18 protein-coding genes and 1 pseudogene are annotated in these 21,956 nt (G+C 42.2%); 17 read left to right on the top strand and 2 right to left on the bottom strand.

All coding sequences use genetic code 11. The features are described from left to right. Nucleotides 1-6: 6 nt before the first annotated feature. From NAF01_RS13925 to NAF01_RS13885, 9 genes are all read left to right on the top strand, one after another. Entirely contained in the window at nucleotides 7-546 is a 540-nt protein-coding gene (locus tag NAF01_RS13925; protein ID WP_250800536.1) for a cob(I)yrinic acid a,c-diamide adenosyltransferase, read from the top strand. Nucleotides 547-609: 63 nt separating this feature from the next. Continuing rightward, entirely contained in the window at nucleotides 610-1,446 is an 837-nt protein-coding gene (locus tag NAF01_RS13920) for a class I SAM-dependent methyltransferase (protein WP_250800535.1), read from the top strand. Next, nucleotides 1,443-2,483: a FecCD family ABC transporter permease gene (locus tag NAF01_RS13915; RefSeq protein ID WP_250800533.1), complete on the top strand. Its 1,041-nt coding sequence runs from the start codon at nucleotides 1,443-1,445 to the stop codon at nucleotides 2,481-2,483. Before NAF01_RS13920 ends, NAF01_RS13915 begins: the two co-directional genes overlap by 4 nt. A gap of 2 nt (nucleotides 2,484-2,485) precedes the next feature. Beyond that, nucleotides 2,486-3,250 carry an ABC transporter ATP-binding protein gene (locus NAF01_RS13910; protein WP_048008649.1) on the top strand — a complete coding sequence of 255 codons (765 nt, stop codon included), beginning with the start codon at nucleotides 2,486-2,488 and terminating at the stop codon, nucleotides 3,248-3,250. 23 nt (nucleotides 3,251-3,273) lie between these two features. Continuing rightward, a complete protein-coding gene (locus tag NAF01_RS13905; RefSeq protein ID WP_250800532.1) occupies nucleotides 3,274-4,254 on the top strand; it encodes an ABC transporter substrate-binding protein in 981 nt (326 codons plus the stop codon). 251 nt (nucleotides 4,255-4,505) lie between these two features. Further along, a complete protein-coding gene (locus NAF01_RS13900) occupies nucleotides 4,506-5,702 on the top strand; it encodes a CbiX/SirB N-terminal domain-containing protein (protein ID WP_250800530.1) in 1,197 nt (398 codons plus the stop codon). Between the two features lie 217 nt (nucleotides 5,703-5,919). After that, nucleotides 5,920-6,333 (top strand): CBO0543 family protein, encoded by a 414-nt coding sequence (locus tag NAF01_RS13895; protein ID WP_284709482.1) that lies wholly within the window; start codon nucleotides 5,920-5,922, stop codon nucleotides 6,331-6,333. A 159-nt stretch (nucleotides 6,334-6,492) separates the two neighbouring features. Beyond that, on the top strand, nucleotides 6,493-7,059 hold the full coding sequence (locus tag NAF01_RS13890; RefSeq protein WP_250800527.1) for an MOSC domain-containing protein: 567 nt from the start codon (nucleotides 6,493-6,495) through the stop codon (nucleotides 7,057-7,059). Nucleotides 7,060-7,085: 26 nt separating this feature from the next. Beyond that, on the top strand, nucleotides 7,086-7,772 hold the full coding sequence (locus NAF01_RS13885) for a lysoplasmalogenase (RefSeq protein ID WP_250800525.1): 687 nt from the start codon (nucleotides 7,086-7,088) through the stop codon (nucleotides 7,770-7,772). Between the two features lie 15 nt (nucleotides 7,773-7,787). Here the strand turns inward: NAF01_RS13885 and NAF01_RS13880 are convergent. After that, a pseudogene (locus tag NAF01_RS13880) lies at nucleotides 7,788-8,180 on the bottom strand (CBO0543 family protein); the annotation flags it as partial. An 18-nt stretch (nucleotides 8,181-8,198) separates the two neighbouring features. Continuing rightward, nucleotides 8,199-8,363 (bottom strand): hypothetical protein, encoded by a 165-nt coding sequence (locus NAF01_RS13875; protein ID WP_250800522.1) that lies wholly within the window; start codon nucleotides 8,361-8,363, stop codon nucleotides 8,199-8,201. 162 nt (nucleotides 8,364-8,525) lie between these two features. On the opposite strand from NAF01_RS13875, the gene NAF01_RS13870 reads away from it, so the two are divergent. The 8 genes from NAF01_RS13870 to ggt all read left to right on the top strand — a co-directional run bounded on the left by NAF01_RS13870 (nucleotide 8,526) and on the right by ggt (nucleotide 21,955). After that, the gene (locus NAF01_RS13870; RefSeq protein ID WP_250800521.1) at nucleotides 8,526-9,080 is read left to right on the top strand and encodes a DUF3231 family protein; all 555 of its coding nucleotides are present in this window, start codon (nucleotides 8,526-8,528) and stop codon (nucleotides 9,078-9,080) included. Between the two features lie 359 nt (nucleotides 9,081-9,439). Continuing rightward, a complete protein-coding gene (locus tag NAF01_RS13865) occupies nucleotides 9,440-11,062 on the top strand; it encodes a GGDEF domain-containing response regulator (protein ID WP_250800519.1) in 1,623 nt (540 codons plus the stop codon). Then, the gene (locus tag NAF01_RS13860; protein WP_250800517.1) at nucleotides 11,063-12,106 is read left to right on the top strand and encodes a HEAT repeat domain-containing protein; all 1,044 of its coding nucleotides are present in this window, start codon (nucleotides 11,063-11,065) and stop codon (nucleotides 12,104-12,106) included. A gap of 11 nt (nucleotides 12,107-12,117) precedes the next feature. Further along, entirely contained in the window at nucleotides 12,118-13,518 is a 1,401-nt protein-coding gene (locus tag NAF01_RS13855; protein WP_048008696.1) for a glycosyltransferase family 2 protein, read from the top strand. After that, nucleotides 13,515-16,763, top strand: coding sequence for a hypothetical protein (locus NAF01_RS13850; protein ID WP_250800515.1), 3,249 nt, complete (start codon nucleotides 13,515-13,517; stop codon nucleotides 16,761-16,763). Before NAF01_RS13855 ends, NAF01_RS13850 begins: the two co-directional genes overlap by 4 nt. Then, nucleotides 16,764-17,135: a response regulator transcription factor gene (locus NAF01_RS13845; RefSeq protein WP_250800514.1), complete on the top strand. Its 372-nt coding sequence runs from the start codon at nucleotides 16,764-16,766 to the stop codon at nucleotides 17,133-17,135. It begins immediately after the preceding gene. Next, nucleotides 17,125-19,998: an ATP-binding protein gene (locus tag NAF01_RS13840; protein ID WP_250800512.1), complete on the top strand. Its 2,874-nt coding sequence runs from the start codon at nucleotides 17,125-17,127 to the stop codon at nucleotides 19,996-19,998. The genes NAF01_RS13845 and NAF01_RS13840 overlap by 11 nt, the downstream gene beginning before the upstream one ends. Before the next feature lie 274 nt (nucleotides 19,999-20,272). Next, nucleotides 20,273-21,955 (top strand): gamma-glutamyltransferase, encoded by a 1,683-nt coding sequence (ggt, locus tag NAF01_RS13835; RefSeq protein WP_250800510.1) that lies wholly within the window; start codon nucleotides 20,273-20,275, stop codon nucleotides 21,953-21,955. The last annotated feature ends 1 nt before the right edge of the window (nucleotide 21,956 follow it).

Below are 21,956 nucleotides of genomic sequence, written 5' to 3'. Positions count from 1 at the left end.
TGGTTTATGCCACAAAAAGGAATGCTGCTGGTTTATACAGGAGATGGCAAAGGAAAAACAACCGCCTCGCTTGGTGTAACATTAAGGGCAATTGGCCGGGGCATGAAGGTGAAATACTTTCAATTTATTAAATCACCGGAGCGTACATATGGTGAACAGCTGGCCCTCAGGAAACTTGGTGTTGAAACTGTGCAGCTGGGAATCGGGTTTACATGGACGAAAACACCGGAGGAGCACCGTGAAGCACTTGCGACCGCCTGGCAGACAGTAAAAGAAGAATTAAAAAATGAAACAACAGATGTGTTAGTGCTGGACGAACTGAATAATGCTCTGGCCATTACACGTTTTCCCATTGACGATGTGCTGCCAATATCTGAGGTGCTGGAGGCCATTCAAAACCGTCCTGGATCGATGCATTTGGTGATCACAGGGCGTTCTGCACATCCAGCCATTCTCGAATTGGCCGATTTAGTTTCTACCATCGATGCCACCAAACATTATTATGCCAAACAGGAAGTTAAAGCCATGAAGGGGCTGGAGTTTTAAGCAGCTCCTCCCGAGTATTTAGGTCTGTATCTAGTTAGGTTTTGGAAACTGAGGAGAATTTCAATGATAAAAGAATCCCTTTTGCAATACGATTTTGAGAAGCTCTGGAAAGAAGGCATGCTGGATTGGCATGGCAGGATGCCGGAGCGAATGGTTGATGATGAGCTGGAGGAAGCCTTTTGGATGCAATCCATGAAGAAAAAAAGATACAAGCAAACAGATGAGTATGCCAAAAGGATCTACGAAAAAATGAAGCAGCATATCCCGGCAGACTCAAGCTGTATTGAATTCGGTCCGGGATGGGGGAACTATACCTTTCCGCTCAGCCAGGATGCCGGAAGTTTAACTCTGGTGGATGGTTCAAAGAGTGTGCTCGCATACTTAAAGCAGTACTTTGAAGAGGATGCCCGTATCCAGTTTGTCCACAGTAAATGGGAAGAAGCACAATTGGAGCCGCATGATATCGTGGTGGGGGTGAACTGCTTTTATCGAATGTATGAAATGAATGAAGCACTGAAGAAAATGAACAGGCTGGCAAAAAAACGTGCCATAATCGGCTTAACGACTGGCCCTATTCAGCCGCATTACGTCCTGTTGGAAGAGCGGTTTGGCTATGACATTAAATACCCGCGCCGGGATTATATCATGATCGTCAATATGCTGTACCAGTTAGGCATTTATGCAGATTGTGAAATGATAAAGCTTGAGCGGGAGCATCGTTATGATACATGGCAGCAGTTACTTGATGCCGGGAGCAAGAAAATCTTATCTCCCCGGTTTGAGCAGGCACATGTGGAAGCTTCCTTGGAACGATTTATTTCCAAAGAGGATGGCGGGTATGTGTACCGTTATCCTTTCCATGCGGCAATCATCAGCTGGGAGCCTGTGAAGCATATATGACAAGGGGACGGTTTTCATTACTGATGGCTGCCCTGACCGCTGGACTGCTTGCTTCCATGACTTTTGCCGTGATGGTGGGATCTGTGGACATTACCCCAAGCCTTATTTGGGAAGTGCTCTTCTCCAAGCTGGGTCTATTCATAGATACAGATGCTACTAATGCACAGAAGGTTATTATTTGGAATATACGATTCCCCCGTATTTTACTTGCTGCCATAGTAGGTGCCGCATTGGCCATTTGCGGGGCAGCCATTCAGGCATTAGTGAAAAATTCGATAGCAGATCCTTACATTCTCGGAGTATCTTCCGGAGCATCCGTTGGAGCGGCATCTGTCATTTTACTTGGTGCATTCAGCGTTTTGGGGGAGTATGCCATTTCCCTTGCCGCATTTTTAGGGGCCATTTTTGCGGTCATGATTGTGTTTTTTTTAGCACGCGTCAATGGGCGCATGTCGGTCATTCGCCTGCTATTGGCGGGGATTGCGGTTTCGATGGTGTTATCCGCCATTACCAATTTTATGCTGATGATGTCCAAGCAGCAGGGCGGCATTCAAGCGGTCATGCATTGGATGCTCGGCAGTCTGGCGGGCGCGAAATGGTCCAATCTTGGCATTCCATTTTTTTCACTGCTGCTTGTTTTTAATCTGCTGCTCGTGAATTATCGGCAGCTTAATGCTTTATTGCTTGGTGAGGAAACGGCCGCGACACTTGGCGTGAATCTGGACCGTTTTCGGATCTTTATCATTCTCTTTGTATCCCTTCTGACCGGTGTGGTCGTCGCGGTCAGCGGAAGCATTGGCTTCGTCGGGCTGATTATTCCTCACATCGTGCGGATGCTGGCGGGTTCTAATTACAAACTGGTTCTGCCGATAAGCGCTCTGATCGGTGCCATCTTCTTAGTTTGGGCGGATATGGCCGCACGTATGGTGCTGGCGCCTGAAGAAATGCCAATCGGAATTATTACCGCCATTTGCGGAAGCCCATTCTTTATCTGGATGCTCAGGCGAAAGCGTTATTCTTTTGGGGACGGTGAATAGTGATGATCCTGGTCAAAAATATGTCCTTTTCAGTGCCGGACAAGCAAATCTTAAACAATATCACTTTTTCGGTGCAACAGGGAAAATTCATTGGCATCATTGGACCGAATGGCAGCGGAAAGTCGACAATGCTCAAAATCATTTATCGTCATTTAAAACAAACGAGCGGTTTCGTGACGTTAAATGAAAAAGATATTCTCGATATCCCGCAGAAAAAGCTTGCTCAGGAGTTAGCTGTTGTAAGTCAGGAAACTCCGGTACTCTTTGATTTTACGGTAAAGGACTTGGTCATGATGGGGCGGATGCCTTACAAGAAATGGCTTTCCGCTGACAATCAGGATGACTTTGCCATTGCAGAAGAAAGCATGGTGCTTGCAAATGTGATTCACCTGGAAAACCGCATGTTTAACCAATTATCCGGCGGCGAGAAGAAACGGGTGATGCTCGCACGCGCCCTGGCACAGCAGGCAAACATATTAATTCTGGATGAACCGACCAATCATCTGGATATTGAACATCAATATCAATTAATGGATTTAGTAAAAGATCTGCCGATCACGATTGTGGCAGCGCTCCATGATTTAAACCTGGCAGCCGGGTATTGTGATGAGCTGCTGGTCATGAACGAGGGAGCTCTTTATATGTCGGGGACACCTGAGCAAGTCCTGACGGAAGAAACATTGAAGGAAGTCTTCCATATGCAGGCAGGTGTTTCGAAAAACCCATTTACCAAAAAACTTCATCTATTTTTTCACACAAACAATTAAAGTGAATTGAGGGACATATGAACATGAAAAGCAGCAGAATTTGGGTTTTCCTGGTTTTAGCGGCAGCATTATTATTAGCCGCATGCTCAGCAGAAAAAGCAAACACAGCAAAGGTGAAAAGTGAGCAAGCGGAGCAGACGGAGAAAGTGGTTATTGAAAATGAAGGCTTTGTGAATGAATACGAAGAAGCGCCGAAGCATGCAATATCATTAAATCAGCATGTGACCGAAATCATGCTGGCACTTGGTTTAGAAGATTCCATGGCTGGCACTGCATTCTTGGATAACGAGATATATGAGCCATTACAGAAGGCGTACGACAAGGTACCAGTATTGGCCGAGCAATATCCATCAAAGGAGCAAGTCATCTCTGCGGAAGCTGACTTTCTATATGGCGGCTGGGACAGTGCCTTCAATGAGAAAAACATTGCAACACGTGAAGAACTAAAGGAATTAGGCATTAACAGCTACTTACAATCTTCATCTGTTAAAGTGGCACCCACCCTGGAAGATATCTATAGTGACATCCGAAATATCGCAAAAATTTTCCGGGTCGAAGAACGAGGTGAAAAACTAATTCAACAAATGAATCAAGAAATTGACGCCATTAGTTCCCAATTGCCGGAAGTAAAAGAGCCGCTGGATGTCCTGGTTTACGACAGCGGAGAAACCGATGTATTCACCGCCACACAAAACTTCATGAATACACTTGTCACAATGGCAGGCGGGCACAATGTCTTTGGAGATGTCAAAGGCAATTGGGCCACTGTCTCAAAAGAAGATGCAGTAGAACGCCAGCCTGATGTCATTGTAGTAATAGATTATGGATCAACTACTGCAGAACAAAAAATAAAATTCCTAAAAAAGGACCCAGCCTTAAGCCAGACACCTGCTGTGAAAAACGAACACTTTGTCATCCTGCCTCTGTCAGCAGCTTCTGAAGGGGTTCGTGTTGGGGAAGCGCTTGAAGTTTTGGCCAAGGGTTTTTATCCGGAGGCTTTTTAACATTTGGGTGTTTATGAGAAACTTGTTGCTTTTGAACGGTTATTTAAAATAACTGCTGAGTTGATTGGAGCGGAGGGCACTTGACTCCAGTGGGAGCAGCGGGACAGGTGAGACCCCACAGGCGAAGCCGAGGAGGCTCACCGCACGCCCCACGGAAAGCAAGTGCCCGCAGCGGAAAGCAACGGGCTTTATACTAAGCCTAAACAAGATTTCAAGATAGAGTATCAAAATTAATAGAGGGAGGTCACCCAATGACAACCTGGAACCTAACACAAATGCAGCGCCACCTGCTAATATGCAACGGCGCAACCTGCATGAGTGCAGGCGCAGAAGAAGTCACAACGCAAATACGCGATGAAATCCGGAAAAACCGTTTAGACGAGCATATTCACACATCCCGTACACGCTGCAACGGCCGCTGCAAAGACAAATGCGTCGTCATTGATTACCCAAAGGGAACCTGGTATTCAGTCCAGCAGGAAGAAACAGCCCGCAGCATCGTTCATGAAGCAGTGAAAGAAGAGTCCATCATCTATTCAATGGAACACGGCGAACGCAAACGCAATGAAAAACGCATTAAAGGAATTGATAAATACAAAAAAGGAAAAGGGCCAATGAAAAAAGCTGTCTTATTTGTCGGCCATGGCAGCAGGATGGAGGCAGGGAATAACGAAGTCCGCCGATTCATCGATCAAATGAGAAACGACATTGACCCGGCCCTTCTGGTAGAAACCTGCTTCTTAGAATTTGCATCCCCCAATATTGAAGATGGCATTCAGCTTTGTGCTGAAAAAGGGGCAGATGAAATCCATGTCATTCCCATCATCTTATTACATGCCGGACACTCCAAACTGCACATACCGGCAGAAATTGAACATGCCAAAGAGCACTTCCCTGATATTCAGTTTACCTATGGCCAGACGATAGGAGTTCATGAGGAAGTTCTTGAAATATTAAAAACAAGACTTGCTGAAACCGGTTTTGATGTAAATCAAACGCATGAAGATACAGCTATTTTATTAATCGGACGAGGCGGAAGCGATCCCTATGCCAATGCAGATTTTTATAAGATAAGCAGATTGCTGTGGGAAAAGTTAAATGTATCATCCGTTGAATGTGCCTTCATGGGGGTCACAACCCCAACGGTCAAGGATGGGATGGACCGCTGCATTAAACTGGGCGCCAAACGAATCATCATGCTGCCTTATTTCTTATTTACCGGCATTTTAATGGAAAGAATGAACAAAATGGCCGAACAGTTTAAAGAAACTTATTCTCATATATCCATAGATATTGCAGAATACTTCGGGTATCATCCAAGGCTGAGAACCGTCCTGCTAGAGCGAATGAAACAGGCCCTTGATGGCACTTCAACAGGCATGCAGGACCTGGAAAAATTCCGTAAGTATGCGGAAGAACATGGCTATGAACATCATCACCATCATTAAAATGAATAATTTCTATATGATTATTATTCCGGCTGCCAATTGGCAGCCTTTTTTATAAGAAGTTCAGGTGCAATGCTTAGGAATAAATAAATTCAAAGTGGGTGAATTTAGTAATATCTGTAATAGGAAAGGCTGATCATATATGGAGAAAAAATTATTAAACCTGCTTCTCGGATTGTGCATTTGTTCTGTTCCATTTTTGTTTAGAGGAAAAAAAATGAGGGAGACTTTAGTTATTTTTTTCTCGAAAGGCGTTCTGGCTACTCTGATTGATGCCTATGTTGTTGGAACGAAAAGAGTAGAATATCCGGTCCGCCCTTTTTCGAGGATTTTTAAAACCAACCTGATTTATGATATTTTGTTTTTCCCGCTTTTAAGTGTGATTTGGGTTAAGATTTCATACAATGACAATTTAAGAGATATCTTTCTCAAAAGCTTGATATTCAGTGTCCCAATGAGTATCGCTCAATGGTACTTTGAGAAAAACACAAGACTGTTCAAGTGGAGGAACTGGTCCATTTTCCACACTTTTGGGAGTGTGAATTTCACTTTATTCACGATAAGAGGGTTTGTTGGGTTTATTAAAAAATTGGATCGAATAAAGGGTAATCAAACTATAAACGATATGTAAGTTAAGTTCTATCATGAGTCAGCTGGAAATAACACCATATTATTAATCAACGCTGCCAATTGGCAGCTTTTTATATGACCTTGTTCAGAAGGAATATTTCCGGCTTTGTTGAATATGGAACAAACAGAGGGAAATAAATTAGGAAGGCTGCGTGATAGAATGCAGAATGACAAGCTGGAATGGCCAATAGCAGGAACAGTCATCGCTGTTAGTTTAAGCAAGAAGCATACGTTCAGCAAAGAAAGGAAAGATATCATAAAATTGGTGGAGGGATTGGGGGTGCAAGGGGATGCTCACTCTGGCTCTACGGTAAAGCATCGATCCAGAGTCGCACAAAACCCTGATCAGCCCAACCTGAGACAGGTTCATTTAATCCAGCAAGAGCTATTTGAAGAGTTGGGAGACCGTTTTCATATTGAACCTGGACAAATGGGTGAGAATATTACAACAGCCGGAATCAATCTTCTTGAATTGCCCGTAAACTCAATCTTGTTTCTGGGTCATTCCGCTATGATCAAGATAACAGGACTGCGAAATCCCTGTGCTCAGATCGATCAATTTCAGCCTGGGCTTTTAAATGCAGTGATAGAGAAGGATGAAAATGGGAATCTCATTAGAAAGGCAGGCATAATGGGAATTGTTTTGGAGAGCGGGGAAGTGAAGCCGGGCGATGAAATCCGAGTTGAATTACCGCCAAAGCCTTTTAAAAAACTGGAACGGGTTTAATACGCGCACAAGGAGGTTGAATAATTTTGAATAACCGGCTGGTTCCAATTTTAATTGGATTGATGGCGATACTGTATATTTTCATTGTTCCTTCTGAGCCACTGGCAATCAAAGTTACCTTTAAGCTGATTCCTATGGGACTCATTATTTTTTATGCATGGCAAAAACTCCCTGCCAGCGCTGGGCCCCCATTGCGTTTAATCGTTATAGGCCTGTTTTTCTGCATGCTTGGTGATGGATTCATTGCTGTGTCGTTTGTTGCCGGACTTGGTGCTTTTCTTGTTGGGCATCTATTTTATTTGACTGGATTTTTGAAGATGTCCCGGATGACAAAGTTCCGCATATCAGCCATCATCCCGATAGGCTTGTATTCTTTGATCATTGGCAGCCAGCTGGTTGCTTCCTTGTCCGGAGCAGGAAATGTTGCATTAGTGATTCCGGTTATGGCTTATATGCTGGTCATTTCCTTAATGGCGTTATCAGCCATCCTAACCGGGAACAGGCTGGCCATTGCGGGAAGCATTTTGTTTGTAATCTCTGATTCCATCCTTTCATGGAATATGTTTGTTTCAGACATTGTTTATTCAGATGTGCTTATCATGACCACTTACTACTCTGCTCAATTCCTGATTGCGAGAAGCCTTGCTACTATTGGGGGATTGGCAGATGATACAGCAGCCATGCCGGAACCAATAGTAAAAAAGACTTTCTGATATATAAGAAAGTCTTTATTTTTTTCCTGTTTCTTTTTCCAGACCTTGAAAACTCTCCATTCTGGTTATCCAGTACCCGCAGTAATAAAGAGTGAGAAAGATGACAAAATCATATAAAGTAGACCAGTTTTTTGGATCATAAAAGTCGATGGCATTAAAGAAATTCATCCCTCCAAAAGCTCCAATGGCAGAGAAGAGTATTCCTTTTAACAAGCTATTCATTTCAGGCTTTATTTGAAGGGCAAACATGATCCCGACTGGTGCTAATGAAAAGTGATATGGCAAAAATAAAAATGGTGCCAGTGGAATAATGATCATAGGGTATGTCCATAGTCCCAAAGATAATGCAGCTAAATCGATAATAAGAGACAATATGATGACTAATAATCCAGCTAGGAGAAGACGCCCGGTGCTGTCTTTTTTTCTTTACTTAAACCATATCAGCCAGGGAATGATAAACAAAGCAAGTCCTGCCCACCATTGCCACGTAGTGATAAATTCGTCCTTCACAATCTCCGCGAATACAGAGCTTATATTCGTATATTGTTCATATGCCTGTTCAGACTCGGACAGTCCTTTTTCAAATGCCATACCTATCACCCATTCTTTCTAGTGTAGCTTCCAGTCATCCATCCATTTTTGGAAAGGCTTCTTAAGCTGGTCCTCCTGTGCTATTCAGGCTGAGAATCTGACATAAGCTATGCATTTTTTCTCATACTGTAGACAACCTATACAGTATAGGAGGTAAAATAGATGCCTAATCCTTTAGAAGCAATTTTTAATATGCTCAGAATTACGTTTGATAATACCAATGAACCTAAATCACCGCTGCATGTCGTTGAAGTTGGGGACATGTGGACGTATTTGGCATTGGTGGAGGAATTCATACGATACGAAGAAATTGGCTTAAACACGACTTCTGATGACGAAGTGAAAGAAATGCTTACCGATGTAGTAAAAATATGTGAGTCACAGGTCAAGAGATTAAGCACGTTTATGAGAAAAGAAGGAATTCCTTTACCTGACGTGACCTCAGCAAAACCCCATTCAGCTCCAAATGAGATTCCCTTAGGCGTTAAGCTGACAGATGATGAAATTACCAATGGGGTCGCATTTAAGCTAGTTACATGTTCCACTGCCTGTGCTAAAGGACAAGCAGACTCTGTCCGTAATGATGCAGGCAATATGTGGACTGAATTCTTTTTAGAATGGACAATGTTCGGAGCTACTTTAAAAACACTCATGAGGAAGCGCGGATGGCTGAAGGTGCCGCCGTATTACTACGCTCCAGGTGCTCCAAAAATGTAAAACCCAATTCATGCCGGAATTGGGTTTTTCTCTGGGCAGAGACCAAAAATTTTCCTTGCCATTCATAAGTATCTTAAGCGGAAAAAAAGCCATTAAAAAATATAACAGTTTATTTACAATCAATATCATTATCCTCTATAGTATATTGGATCCAATTTTTCTCAACAGGCTTTTAGACAAGTAATGCTATTCTTGCTGTTCATGAGGAAGAGAAGGACATATCCAGGTTTGAAAGCCTATTACTAATGCTTTAGACTAATGATATGGAAGATTTTTGTTATTTTAGGTTTAATAGTCTTATTTAAAAATAGAAAAAGTACTTTTGACCAATTGCTACTTTTTTAAACGAGGTGTACGTAATGGAGCTGAAAAAATATAAAGTTCTATTATTTGAGAAAATAAAAACGCAGATTACAGACTGGTTTGAAAATAATCTGTCTGAGAATATAAAAAAAGAAGAGGTATACAGGTTCCTGCATTCCATAAAGGGCACTGCTGGAACCCTGCAGCTCACCGGGCTCCATCAGCTGGCCGATAATCTGATCTTGGATATTGAAGATATGGATGAAAAAGAGGATTGGGATAAGGAGGCTTTGCGAAATTATCTTTTCGATTTAATTGAGATGAGCTATGAGTATGAGCATTTCGAAAGCTCTTTAAAGCAGCAGGCTCCGATAAGGGTGGAAAATGCCCCTCTTGTTCAGCTGATTGATGATGATATTTCCATGCTGATTCTTCTGAAAGATGCACTCGAAAGCAGGGGCTGGATGGTTATTGCCAGTACTGAGCTGGAGGTTGCAGCAGAGCAGTATTATGACCATCGCCCAGATTGTTTAATAGTAGATATTAATTTGGAAGGGGAAAGTGGTTTTAAGTTTTTGGAAAGTTTACAGAAACATACTCGAAATAAGTATGTTCCAAAGATTATGATCAGTGTAAGCAATGATCGGGAAACCAGATTAAACTCCTATAAAATGGGTGCAGATGATTTCATCTCCAAGCCGATTGACATAGAGGAATTTCTATTAAAGATAGACAGGCACTTAGCAAATAAGAAATTATTTGATCAATCTGCAATGCTAGATGAATTAACCCGAGTATATAATAGAAGGTTTTTTGAAGACAGTTTAGCAGTATTTATGAATGAATTGTCCAGAAATCATCGGACCTTTTCACTGGCTATACTTGATCTTGATTTTTTCAAAAATATTAATGATACATATGGCCATCCGGCAGGTGATCTAGTCCTTGCTGAATTTGCAAAATACTTAAAAGAAAATATCCGGCAAACAGATTATGTGTTCCGATATGGCGGCGAGGAATTTGTCGTTTTATTCTCTGGCGCTACAGATTCAGAGAGCAAAATAGCCCTTGAAAAGATTTTACAAGGGTTTTCGGAAAAGAGGTTTGAACAGTGCGGCAATTCATTTAGCGTTACTTTTTCTGCAGGAGTTTTTATGGTCGATCAGCCGGGGATAGAGAAAGAAACGATTGTAAGGGCTGCTGACCAGGCTTTATATGAAGCCAAACAAAAGGGAAGAGCAAGAGTGGAAATAGGTAAAGCCGATCCTATTGCAAAGCATAAGAAAAAGCTTTATGTCTCCGTTATTGACGATGACTCGATTATTAGAATGATGCTCACTAAGGTTCTCAGCAATATGGAGTTCGATCATGCAGACTTGGATATCCAGGCATTTGAAGACGGGCGAAAATTTCTGCATTCAAATCGTATAGAAGAAAAGGGGCCCCATTTTCTGGTTCTTGATGGGATAATGCCTGTAATGGATGGTCTTGAGGTTATGCAGGAAATGAAAAAGTCGAAGAGAGCCAAGGACATTCATGTTCTTATGCTGACAGGGCGAAAAAGTGAGCAGGATATAGCACGTGCACTGAAACTCGGAGCTGAAGATTACGTGACAAAGCCATTTAGTCTTACAGAACTGGAAGCTAGAATTCAGCGTTTAATTAAGAGGCTGATCTAAATGCTGAAGAATGAAATATTCTTCCTCGGTCTATTAGCTGCTGTCATTTCTGGATTACTGCTTCTCATTCTGTTGTACCTTGTCATAAGAAAATGGCTGGAAGATCGAGAGCGCAGAAAAATTAATGAATGCATTGAAACCCTTAGCCCGCTGATCTTCGAATTTATCTCAGAAGGAGAAATAAGCCGGCAACTTCATTTGGATAATGATATAAAAAAGAAGGCTGCAGAAGAGATTTTGTCTAAGTTCGCAGCCAATTTAACAGGAGAAGAGGAAACGGGAAAACTCAGGGAGTTTGCTGACAGGAATCTGAGAAATTACTTTCAGAGACAGTTGAAGAGCAGAAGGTGGAGTACTAGAATGAACGCACTCTACACTATCGAAGATCTGCATTTCATTGAGTTACAGCCTCAAGTTTTGGAATCAGCTATAAAAGAGAAAATATCACATGATGAAAGGGTACAATCCTTGAGAATACTCGCGGCATTTCAATTCGAAGGAATTCCTGATCTTCTTCTGTATAATAGTGAAAATCTATCGGACGGTGAATTAAGGAATATTATCCTCCGGCTGAATGAAAACTTGTTCAGTCGTTTAATTACAGATTTCCATAATGCTGCAAACCCATTGAAATACGCCATAATAGATTCTGCTGGAATTAGAAAAGAATTAAGATATTTACATTTCATTGAGTCAGTCTATGCCAGCTATGATGGGGAGACTCGTTTAAGAGCAGTAAAGGCACTTTCTTCACTAGGGATGGTTAAGGATATATCACCCTATCTGGACTTGCGTCATTCCGAGGATTGGAAGGAAAGGATGATGGCTGCGAAGCTCTTCGGTTCATTAAAGGAACCTGAACTCATGCCACATTTACTCGACCTTCTCCATGATCGTTCCTGGTGGGTGAGATCTCAGGCTGGGCAATGCATTATGATGTTCCCTCGCGGAAAAGAAGAATTGCAGATTGTACTGGATACCTCGGATGATTCGTATGCAAGGGACATGGCCTGGGAATGGATGAACAAAGGAGAATTTGGTTGATTATGGCTTTTATGTGGGGAAATATATTGGTCGGATTTGCTGCATTTATAGCAGTCTTTATGGTGCTGGTCATTAGTTTCTATTCAATTATTTTAGTAATCTCAGTTTTTCAGCTAAGGAAGGAATATTTGCTGAACCGAAACCAGACATTTGACGAGTATATGAATGAATCCTTCGCAAAACCGGTTTCCATCATTGTACCAGCATATAACGAAGAAGCAGGCATTGTTGCCAGTGTACGATCCCTTCTGAGTATAGATTATCCTTCTTTTGAGATTATCGTTGTCAATGACGGTTCAAAAGATGACACCATTGAAAAAATGATTACACATTATCAAATGAAGGAAATTAACCCAGCCGTCAGGAAGCAGGTTGAAACAAAGGCTGTTAAAAAAGTTTACCAGTCCGCTTCTCTTCCAAATCTATTTTTAATAGACAAAGAGAATGGAGGAAAAGCTGATGCGCTGAACGCAGGAATTAACTTTTCCCATTTTCCTTATTTCTGTTCATTGGATGGAGATTCTGTACTGGAAAGGGATGCTTTCTTAAAGGTAATGAAGCCTATATTGGATTCTGATGGGGAAGTGATTGCTTCTAGCGGAAGCATCCGCATTGCGAATGGCTGTGAAATACAGGACGGCAATATTTTAAAGGTTGGCTTAGCCAGGGAGCCTTTAGTCATCATGCAAATAATCGAATATTTAAGGGCCTTTTTAATGGGCAGGATTGGATTAAGCCGGCATAATTTACTTCTGATTGTCTCTGGAGCCTTCGGTGTTTTTTCCAAGCAATGGGTCATTGATGCGGGAGGCTATAAAACCAATACAGTTGGCGAGGATATGGAGCTGGTAGTAAGGCTCCATAGACTTATCAGAGATAAAAAGCAAAAGAAAAAAATCGTCTACGTCCCTGACCCTGTTTGCTGGACAGAAGTTCCGGAAAGCCCGACCTACCTAAGAAGGCAAAGGCGAAGGTGGCATCGCGGATTATTTGAAAGTCTGTGGACACACAGGAAGATGACCTTTAATCCAAGATACGGCCTTATAGGGTTTATTTCCTTTCCCTACTTTTGGATCGTAGAGTTTTTGGGCCCGATAGTTGAATTATTGGGATACATTTATGTGGTTATTTCCCTATTTTTGGGAGGTATCTATCTTGAGTTTGCCATCCTGATTTTTCTGCTATCGTGTTTATATGGTTCACTTTTCTCCATGGCCGCCGTTTTGCTTGAGGAATGGAGCTTAAGGAAATTTCCAAAAATCTCTGATTTAATCAAACTGTTTTTCTATTCATTGACTGAAACGTTATGGTACCGGCCTTTGACGGTTTTTTGGAGATGTGAAGGAATATGGCAGCTGGTCAAAGGCGATACAAGCTGGGGAGAAATGAAAAGAAAAGGTGTTTCCGGATGAGACAATTTACCAAAGGGCAAACAGCCGTTTTTCTGTTTGTTCTTGCCGTGCTGACCGTTGTTTCCAGTCCTTTCTGGTCATGGTGGATAAAGCAGGATCAAAAACTGAATGTGTTTATTTTGGACAAAACAGTGCCGGATGACTCTTATCGGGAGCATAAGGGACTTATATGGATTTTAAATAATGAAAAATATATCAAATCAGATGGGGATCGATACAGTATTGAGGCTGATTATAGCGGCTTTAAACCAGGAATGAAAAATGAATATACTATTAAGCCATTACCGTACAATCTTGAAAAATATCAGGTTCTTTACCTCGCAGATTCGTATGGGGTTTATGAGGAAGAATTCTATGGAAGCAATCCATTGGGAGAACGGTCTTCTAATCTATATGGCGGGCTGCAAGAGGAGGAAGTTATCGAGCTGGAGGAAACGTTAGTTTCCTCCAAAGGGAAAACACTCATTGCCGAATTCAATACGTTTGCAAGTCCTTCATCAGATGAGGCCCGGCACCGATTGACCAATTTATTGAATATCAGCTGGAGCGGGTGGATTGGGAGGTATTTCTCTGACCTATCTGGCAATGAGGTTCCTATCTGGGTAAAGGAACACTATAGAGACGGAAATTGGGGTCTTAAGGGTCCCGGTCTCGTATTTGTGAACTCGAATGATTACGTTGTGGTTGTCGAAGAGAGTGAAATGGAAGGTAAAGGGGTTGAGTTCCGCCTTACTGATAAGGGCGAGGATTTCTTCGGAATGAAGGTGGGAGCGCCCTATCGGTATTGGTTTGATGTGATCGAGGCCAGAAATGCGGATGAAGTACTGGCTGAGTATTCATTGCCTCTTACTAAGACAGGAAAAAGCAAGCTGCAGAATGCCGGAATCCCTGAAACCTTCCCAGCTGTTATTCAGCACAGCAACGCTGCCTATTCTTCCTATTATTTTGCAGGCGATTATGCAGATGAAGCAGAAGTTCCAACTATTTATCAGACGAGAGGACTTGCCAAGTGGAAAGAACATTTTAGTGCCAATGATTCTTTTTACTGGGAAGCGTACGTCCCAATGATGAAAAAGGTGCTGCAGGTAAAGCCGCAGCTGGCGAATAGCAAATTCACCACGGAAATAGATGAGACCAATGGTATACAATTCAATAGCCAAACAAGTGAAGATTATATTCAAATACTGAAAAATGGCACCTGGGAGGATCTGCTAATAAAAGGGGTCAATATGGGAATAGCCAACCCTGGCCATTTCCCGGGAGAAACAGGAATTACTGAAGCTGAGTATTTCCGCTGGTTTAAAGCAATAGGCGATATGAATGCCAATGCCATCAGGATCTATACTTTGCATCCGCCGGCATTTTATGAAGCATTTCATAAATATAATCAGATTGCTGAAAAGCCATTATTTCTGTTCCATGGTGTCTGGGTCAATGAAGAAACACTCGTTAAGGAGCAGGATGCTTTCTCAGATGCTGTAACTAAAGATTTTAAAAATGAAATGCAGAAAATGATTGATATTATTCATGGAAATGCCGTCATTGAGGAGAGGCCGGGGCATGCTTCAGGCGAATATACATTTGATATCTCACCATATGTGCTTGGCTTTATGGTTGGTATTGAGTGGGATCCTGAAGCGGTCAAAGGCACGAATGATAAACATAAGGGACTTCAGCAATTCTCCGGTGAGTATTTCCAGACAGCTGATGCCAGTCCGTTTGAAATCTGGCTTGCTGAAATGATGGACTATGCCGTAAATTATGAAACCGCGAGCTACGAATGGCAGCATTCAATGAGTTTTACCAACTGGGTAACGACCGATCTTCTGGAACATCCTTCAGAGCCGTCGGTTAAGGAAGATATGGTTTCTGTAAATCCTAATCATATAAAGAGGACAGATAGGTTTCACGCTGGCCTTTTTGCCTCTTATCATGTTTATCCATATTACCCTGATTTCCTTAACTATGAAGAGAAGTATGTCAATTACATCGATTCAAAAGGGGAAAAGAATAATTATGCAGGCTATCTTCATGATTTAATCGCTGTCCACGAGATGCCAGTAATGGTAGCGGAATTCGGAGTCCCTTCGTCCAGGGGGATGACCCATGAGAACGTTGGGGACATGAATCAGGGATTTCACTCCGAGGAGGAGCAGGGAAAAATAAACAGCCGGCTGTTTGAGTCCATTGTTTCTGAAGGTTATGCCGGCGGTCTCGTGTTTTCCTGGCAGGATGAATGGTTTAAGCGAACCTGGAATACGATGGATTATGATAATCCTGACAGGCGTCCATACTGGTCCAACAGGCAAACAAATGAACAGCATTTCGGCCTGCTGAGCTTTGAACCAGGTAAAAATGAAGCTGGAATATATGTGGATGGCATTACAGGTGATTGGATAAAGCTGAACGAGAAACCTGTCTACAGTTCTGACCGCAAGAATTCTTACTTGAAGGATATGTATGTTCGTTCTGATGAGGAACACTTATATATCCGGCTGGATTATAACCATCCTATTGACCTGGAGAATGAGACCACACGTTTACTGATCGATACCATTGCAGAGCAGGGACAGACTTCGATCCCGGTTCTGACAGGAAAGGTCAAAACGGACTTCGGAGTTGACTTTATGGCAGAAATAGACGGACAGGATAAATCCAGACTTTTAATAGATAGCTATTATGATACTTTTTATTATCATTATAGCCATATGCTGAATATGATTCCGAATGAAAGCTATGCCAATAAAAAGGATAATGGAGTCTTCCACCCTATCAGGTTAGCACTGAATAAGGAATTAACTATTCCATCCACTGGGGAAACGAAACCGTTCAAATCCTATGAGACAGGCAATTTACAGTTTGGGAATGCAAATCCTGCTCATGAAAACTTCAATTCATTAACCGATATAAGTATTAGCAGGAGTAAAAAAGTAATGGAGATCAGACTTCCGTGGGCATTGCTTAATATAAAGGATCCAAGCCAGAAAGAGATAGCTGGGGATCTATGGAGAGAAGGGCTCGCAGGCAGCCAGACAATTGAGGGGTTAAGAATTAGTGCCGTGTCGGAGGACAGAGCAGGTATCTTGGATTCTTTTCCAAAGATGCAAGATGGAGTGCTCCATGGAAAAGATTCTGCCTATTATTCCTGGGAACAGTGGGAGGAGCCAGATTACCATGAAAGGCTTAAAAAGTCCTATCATATTATGAAAAAATTATTTGACTCCGCAGAGTTGGGAGAGAAGTAAATGAAAAAGATATTGATTGCTGAGGATGAAGAAATTCTGCGCATGCTTATTGCTGACACGCTGGAAGATGGGGACTTTGAAGTCGATGAAGCTGAAGATGGAGAAGAAGCCCTGAAGCTGCTTGAAAAAAAGCAGTTTGATTTGGTCATTCTGGATTATATGATGCCTGGACTTACCGGTCTTGATGTCATCAGGAAAATCCGGGGTGAGCAGGCTCTTAACAAAGAAGTGAAAATATTAATGTTATCTGCCAAAAGCCAGCAACATGAACAGGAAGAGGTTTTAAAGGCAGGGGCCGATTATTTCATGGTTAAACCATTCAGCCCTCTTCAATTATTTGAGAAGGTTGGAAAAATAGCAGATGAAGCTTAATCATTTTATAAAAAAGAGCCTGACCAGGCAGATTGTTGCGCTTATGGGAGTATTCGTCCTTCTCTTTCTGGCGGGAACCAGTATTTTAATTTTGCTGCAAGAGCAAATAAACAGTTCATATTACAAAGAACGCGAAAAGCTTATAAAAAAAGAAGAAATTGTTCAGCAAATTGATCATAACTTCAATCTCGTCTTTTTTGATGTCAGAGGCTACTTCGCCTTTGGGAATCCTGAATTAAAAAACCAGGCTGCTGCCTTAAGGCCACAGATCAGAAAACTTATCAGTGAATACAATGGCCTTGCTTCAACCAATGAGGACAAAGCCTTTGGGAAGGAAATGGATGAATTTGCGGATTATTATTTCATTGAAAGACTTCCCGTGTCCATTGAATATTTTGAAGCAGGCCGTATGGACGAAATCATTAAAATGGCAGATTCCGGTGCTACTGCAAGGATTAATTCCTTTCAGGATGATATTCAGGTTTATCTGCAAAATTTGAATGATGAGCTGAACGGCAGGGTTCAGGATTTAATCCAAAAACAATCCTATATACAAACAGGTTTCTTTCTTTTTCTTGTTGTCATTCTGGTCATTCTGTTTCGGATGATCCGGATAATGTTCAAGCAGGTAGGACAGCCGCTTACTCAGTTTGCCAATGCTGCTGAAGAAATTGCCAGGGGAGGAAAGGCGGAACTGAATGTAGGGCAGGATCGTATGGATGAATTAGCAGTCCTGTCTGTTGCCTTTCAAAAAATGGTGGTGATCCTGCAGGAAAAGGAGCAGGATTTGCTTGCGCAAAATGAGGAGCTGCTTGCCCAGCAGGATGAGCTTCAAGCCCAGAGGGTGGAATTGGAAAATGCTCTTGGAACCATGCAATCAAATGAAAGAAAACTTGAGCGCCGGAATGAATTGATTAATGGCATCTCCAATTCACTAAAAAAACAGGAAGTACTGGAAAGTATTGTAATGAATATGTCCAATGTCATTGAAGCGGACTGCGGGATCATTGTGATGCTTGAAAATGATGAATCTGCTTCATTTGGCATTTCATCTTCTGGAGTAGAACAGTTCAAGAATCATTTTAGAAGCGGATTAATTGAGAGGCTGAAACAAACAAAAGAAGGTTTTGCTGTTAAGCGACAATTGCTTCAAGAAGAGAAGGGCTACCATGTAAGAACCATTTTTGGCTATGACCTTTATTTGCCGGTTATTTCTTCAAATCAAGAGGTTACGGCTGTCATGGTGTTCACCAGGTACGGGTTTCCTTTTGCACAGTCGCATATGGATGAATATTCGGCACTATCAAAACAGATTGGGCTGTCGCTCGATAAAATCAGTTCTTATGAAAACTCTGAAGCTAATAGAAAATTGAACCAGGATATTCTCAACACTGTAAAGGAAGGTCTTCAGTATGTTGACAGGGACGGCTGCATCCTGCAGGTCAACAAACAGCTTTGCGAAATGTTCCACTGTGAGGGAGGGTTTGAAGGGATTGTTGGACTGACTTGGGATAAATGGAGCGTACTTCTAAAACAGCAGGTAGAGGATGAAGATGGTTTTACCGAATTCATCTGGCGGGCCTTTAATGGTAAAACATCCAGCGGGGAAACGTTTGTATACAAAACGAAGGATAGAGGGCATGTCTGCCAGATGTACTGTGAAGATCTTTATCAGAATAATGAGTGTGTTGGAACTGTATTGGTCCACAGGGATATTACAAAAGAATTTAAAGTGGATGAAATGAAATCGGAGTTTGTCAGCACCGTCAGCCATGAATTGAGAACACCGCTTGCCAGCATTTTAGGTTTCTCGGAGCTGATGCTTAACAGGGAACTCAAGGCGGAAAAGCAGAAGAAATATTTGATGACAATATTAAATGAGGCGAAGAGGCTTACGTCTCTAATCAACGATTTTCTTGATGTCCAGCGGATGGAATCCGGTAAACAAACATATGAAAAAAAATATATTGAGCTTATTCCTATTATTGAGAAAGTAATGGATAATCAGCAGGTGCAGACGGATGTTCACACTATTTCATTAGAACCATTTAGTGGAAATGATGTCATTCTTGGTGATTCCTGCAAAATCGAACAGGTATTTTCCAATTTGATAAGCAATGCCATCAAGTATTCTCCATCCGGAGGTCCCGTCAATATAAGGTTATTTGAAGAAAACAGCCTGCTTCATATAGAAGTGGAAGATCATGGATTGGGAATCCCGGAAAATGCAGCTGCGGATATCTTTAACAAATTTTACAGAGTGGACAATTCAGATCGTCGCCGAATTGGCGGAACGGGGCTTGGGCTGTCCAATGTACAGGAAATAGTAAAGGCTCATGATGGAAATATAAGTGTCAATACAAAATACGGGAAAGGAAGCACCTTCATAGTGTCCATTCCAGCTGTCTATAAGCCTTCCCATGGATTGGATGAGAATATCCATCAAAGCGGCACACGCTATGAAGTGCTGGTTATTGAAGACGATCAAAGCCTGGCAGAACTGTTTATTCAGGAGCTTACGGAAAACAATTTGCATGCGAAGCATTTCAATAATGGAAGGGCTGTCCTGGAGTATTTGGAAAATCACCTGCCTGATGCGATTGTTTTGGATATCATGCTTGATGAGGGGCTTGATGGATGGAGTATCATGAAGATATTAAAACGAAATGAAGTGTTAAGTCACATTCCGATCATTATTTCAACTGCACTGGATGAAAAAGAGAAAGGCCTGTCACTGGGAGCTCATGAATACCTGATAAAGCCTTACCAGGCGGGAAGCTTGTCGATGGCCATTATGCAGACACTGCTTAAGGTTGGAAAAGCCGGTCAGATATTGATTCCTGAGAATTCACCCGGTGATTGAATATAGGCTCCTTATTAAAAAAATTTTCCATGGAAAACCTTCCGTCAAATTCGTATTTAAAACTGGGAGCAGCTGCTCCAGCTTTTAAATTCTAATTTCTGTAAAAGATTTATTATTAACAGGTACCCGGATCTTTAGTCATCAAAAAATGACTCAAGGTCCGGTGCCTTTTTTTGTATGTTTCAGCTATTTTCAGCCGGGTACAAGAAATTAAAAGCTCTTAATACTAAATATAGAATCTAGTAATTATAGGGGAACCTATAGGAGGGATTCAATGGATAAGGTAGATACCAGACACATGGAAAATGACACTGAGGACAAGAGGCAGAAGGCGACTGGCACTCATGGAATGGCTGCTTCTGCAGTCCATGAAGCAACTGAAGCCGGTGCCGCAATCTTACGGAATGGCGGCAACGCCATGGATGCCCTTGTTGCCATTCAATTTGCTCTTAGTGTAGTTGAAGTGTTTAACACTGGCATAGGAGCAAGCGGATATGTCGTGTATTATGATCAGAAAACAAAAAAGACCAAGGTGATTAATGGCCATTCACAAACACCTTCAGGGGCAGATAAAGATCAGTTCTTAAATAAACAGGGAGAGATTACTCCTTACTTTCAGCAGACCATTGATGCCAAGTCAGCAGGCATTCCCGGTATCATGAAGGCTATGGATGAGGGGCATAAAAGGTTTGGGACAAAGCCGATGGAGGACCTGATTGAGCCTGCCGTTAAATTGGCTGAAGAAGGCTTTAGGGTTAACTGGCAATGGGACGAAGTCATCGAAATTCTTCATATCAGGATGGGGAAAGAAGCAAAGCGGTTTTTTATGCCGGGAGGTGTTCCGTTAGTGCAGGGAGACTGGGTACAAAACAAAGACCTGGCAAAGACTCTTAGAATACTGCAAAAGAATGGGATACAAGCGATTTATGAAGGTGAAATTGCAGATGCCATCATCAAGACTCTTAAAGAGCAGGGCGGTATTATGACGAATGAGGATCTCCAGAACTATCGGGCTCCGATAGAAGAACCGGTGATGGGAACCTACAGAGACTATGAAATTGCCGTTCCAGGACCACCTAATGGCGGGGGAATTTCACTGCTGCAGATTTTAGGGATTTTGGAAGGGTTTGAGCTTAACAAGTATGGAGTATCTTCCTGGGAAAAGTATTATTTATTCTCAGAGGCAATGAGATTAGCATTCACTGATAAGCTGGCTTATATGGGAGATCCTCATTTTTCTGAAATTCCGGTTGAAGGTCTGCTTCAGAAAGAGTATTTAGAAGAACGGCGGGGAATGATTGACTGGAAATCGAGAAATCCGGAAATTGACTGCGGCAACCCCTGGAAGTTCCAGGGCAGCGATCGTCCCAGGGGCGAAGTAAAAGTATATCAAACAGGAAAAGATACTACGCATTTTACCGTTGCGGACAAATGGGGAAACATTGCAGCCTGCACGTCTTCGAATGAGCATATTATGGGTTCAGGCATCATGGTACCAGGTTACGGATTTTTGCTTAACAATGATTTGACCGATTTTACACCTGAACCGGATCATATTAATAGCGTGGCACCAAATAAACAGCCGGTCAGCGCAAAAGTACCTGGAATAGTATTCAAAGATGGGGTGCCTGTTTTAACGCTGGGCTCTCCTGGCGGCCCAACCATTGTTTCTTCAGTTTCGCAGGTTATCAGCCATATACTCGACTTTGAAATGGATGTAAAAGATGCAATCGAAGAACCAAGGATTTATAACAGTGTAGGACCTGATGTCTGGACCGAACAAGGCATTGGCCAAGGTGAAATTGACAAGCTCCGCAAAATGGGATTTCAGTTTGATGATACAGACAGGCCAATTGGGAATGTCCAGGCAATCCTGATGGATCCCAAAACTGGCATGCTGCATGGAGCTGCTGATTCAAGCAGGCCAGGATCAGCCATTGGAATTAACGAAGCGTAAC

Source organism: Cytobacillus firmus, assembly GCF_023657595.1.
Classification (GTDB): Bacteria; Bacillota; Bacilli; order Bacillales; family Cytobacillaceae; genus Cytobacillus; species Cytobacillus firmus_B.
Note: the sequence above shows the minus strand (reverse complement) of the source record. Positions and strands in the feature narration are given on the sequence as shown.

Coding starts and splice junctions, on each gene's coding strand:
- NAF01_RS13925 (WP_250800536.1), top strand. CDS start 7: ATGCCACAAAAAGGAATGCTGCTGGTTTATACAGGAGATGGCAAAGGA.
- NAF01_RS13920 (WP_250800535.1), top strand. CDS start 610: ATGATAAAAGAATCCCTTTTGCAATACGATTTTGAGAAGCTCTGGAAA.
- NAF01_RS13915 (WP_250800533.1), top strand. CDS start 1,443: ATGACAAGGGGACGGTTTTCATTACTGATGGCTGCCCTGACCGCTGGA.
- NAF01_RS13910 (WP_048008649.1), top strand. CDS start 2,486: ATGATCCTGGTCAAAAATATGTCCTTTTCAGTGCCGGACAAGCAAATC.
- NAF01_RS13905 (WP_250800532.1), top strand. CDS start 3,274: ATGAAAAGCAGCAGAATTTGGGTTTTCCTGGTTTTAGCGGCAGCATTA.
- NAF01_RS13900 (WP_250800530.1), top strand. CDS start 4,506: ATGACAACCTGGAACCTAACACAAATGCAGCGCCACCTGCTAATATGC.
- NAF01_RS13895 (WP_284709482.1), top strand. CDS start 5,920: ATGAGGGAGACTTTAGTTATTTTTTTCTCGAAAGGCGTTCTGGCTACT.
- NAF01_RS13890 (WP_250800527.1), top strand. CDS start 6,493: ATGCAGAATGACAAGCTGGAATGGCCAATAGCAGGAACAGTCATCGCT.
- NAF01_RS13875 (WP_250800522.1), bottom strand. CDS start 8,363: ATGGCATTTGAAAAAGGACTGTCCGAGTCTGAACAGGCATATGAACAA.
- NAF01_RS13870 (WP_250800521.1), top strand. CDS start 8,526: ATGCCTAATCCTTTAGAAGCAATTTTTAATATGCTCAGAATTACGTTT.
- NAF01_RS13865 (WP_250800519.1), top strand. CDS start 9,440: ATGGAGCTGAAAAAATATAAAGTTCTATTATTTGAGAAAATAAAAACG.
- NAF01_RS13860 (WP_250800517.1), top strand. CDS start 11,063: ATGCTGAAGAATGAAATATTCTTCCTCGGTCTATTAGCTGCTGTCATT.
- NAF01_RS13855 (WP_048008696.1), top strand. CDS start 12,118: ATGTGGGGAAATATATTGGTCGGATTTGCTGCATTTATAGCAGTCTTT.
- NAF01_RS13850 (WP_250800515.1), top strand. CDS start 13,515: ATGAGACAATTTACCAAAGGGCAAACAGCCGTTTTTCTGTTTGTTCTT.
- NAF01_RS13845 (WP_250800514.1), top strand. CDS start 16,764: ATGAAAAAGATATTGATTGCTGAGGATGAAGAAATTCTGCGCATGCTT.
- NAF01_RS13840 (WP_250800512.1), top strand. CDS start 17,125: ATGAAGCTTAATCATTTTATAAAAAAGAGCCTGACCAGGCAGATTGTT.
- ggt (WP_250800510.1), top strand. CDS start 20,273: ATGGATAAGGTAGATACCAGACACATGGAAAATGACACTGAGGACAAG.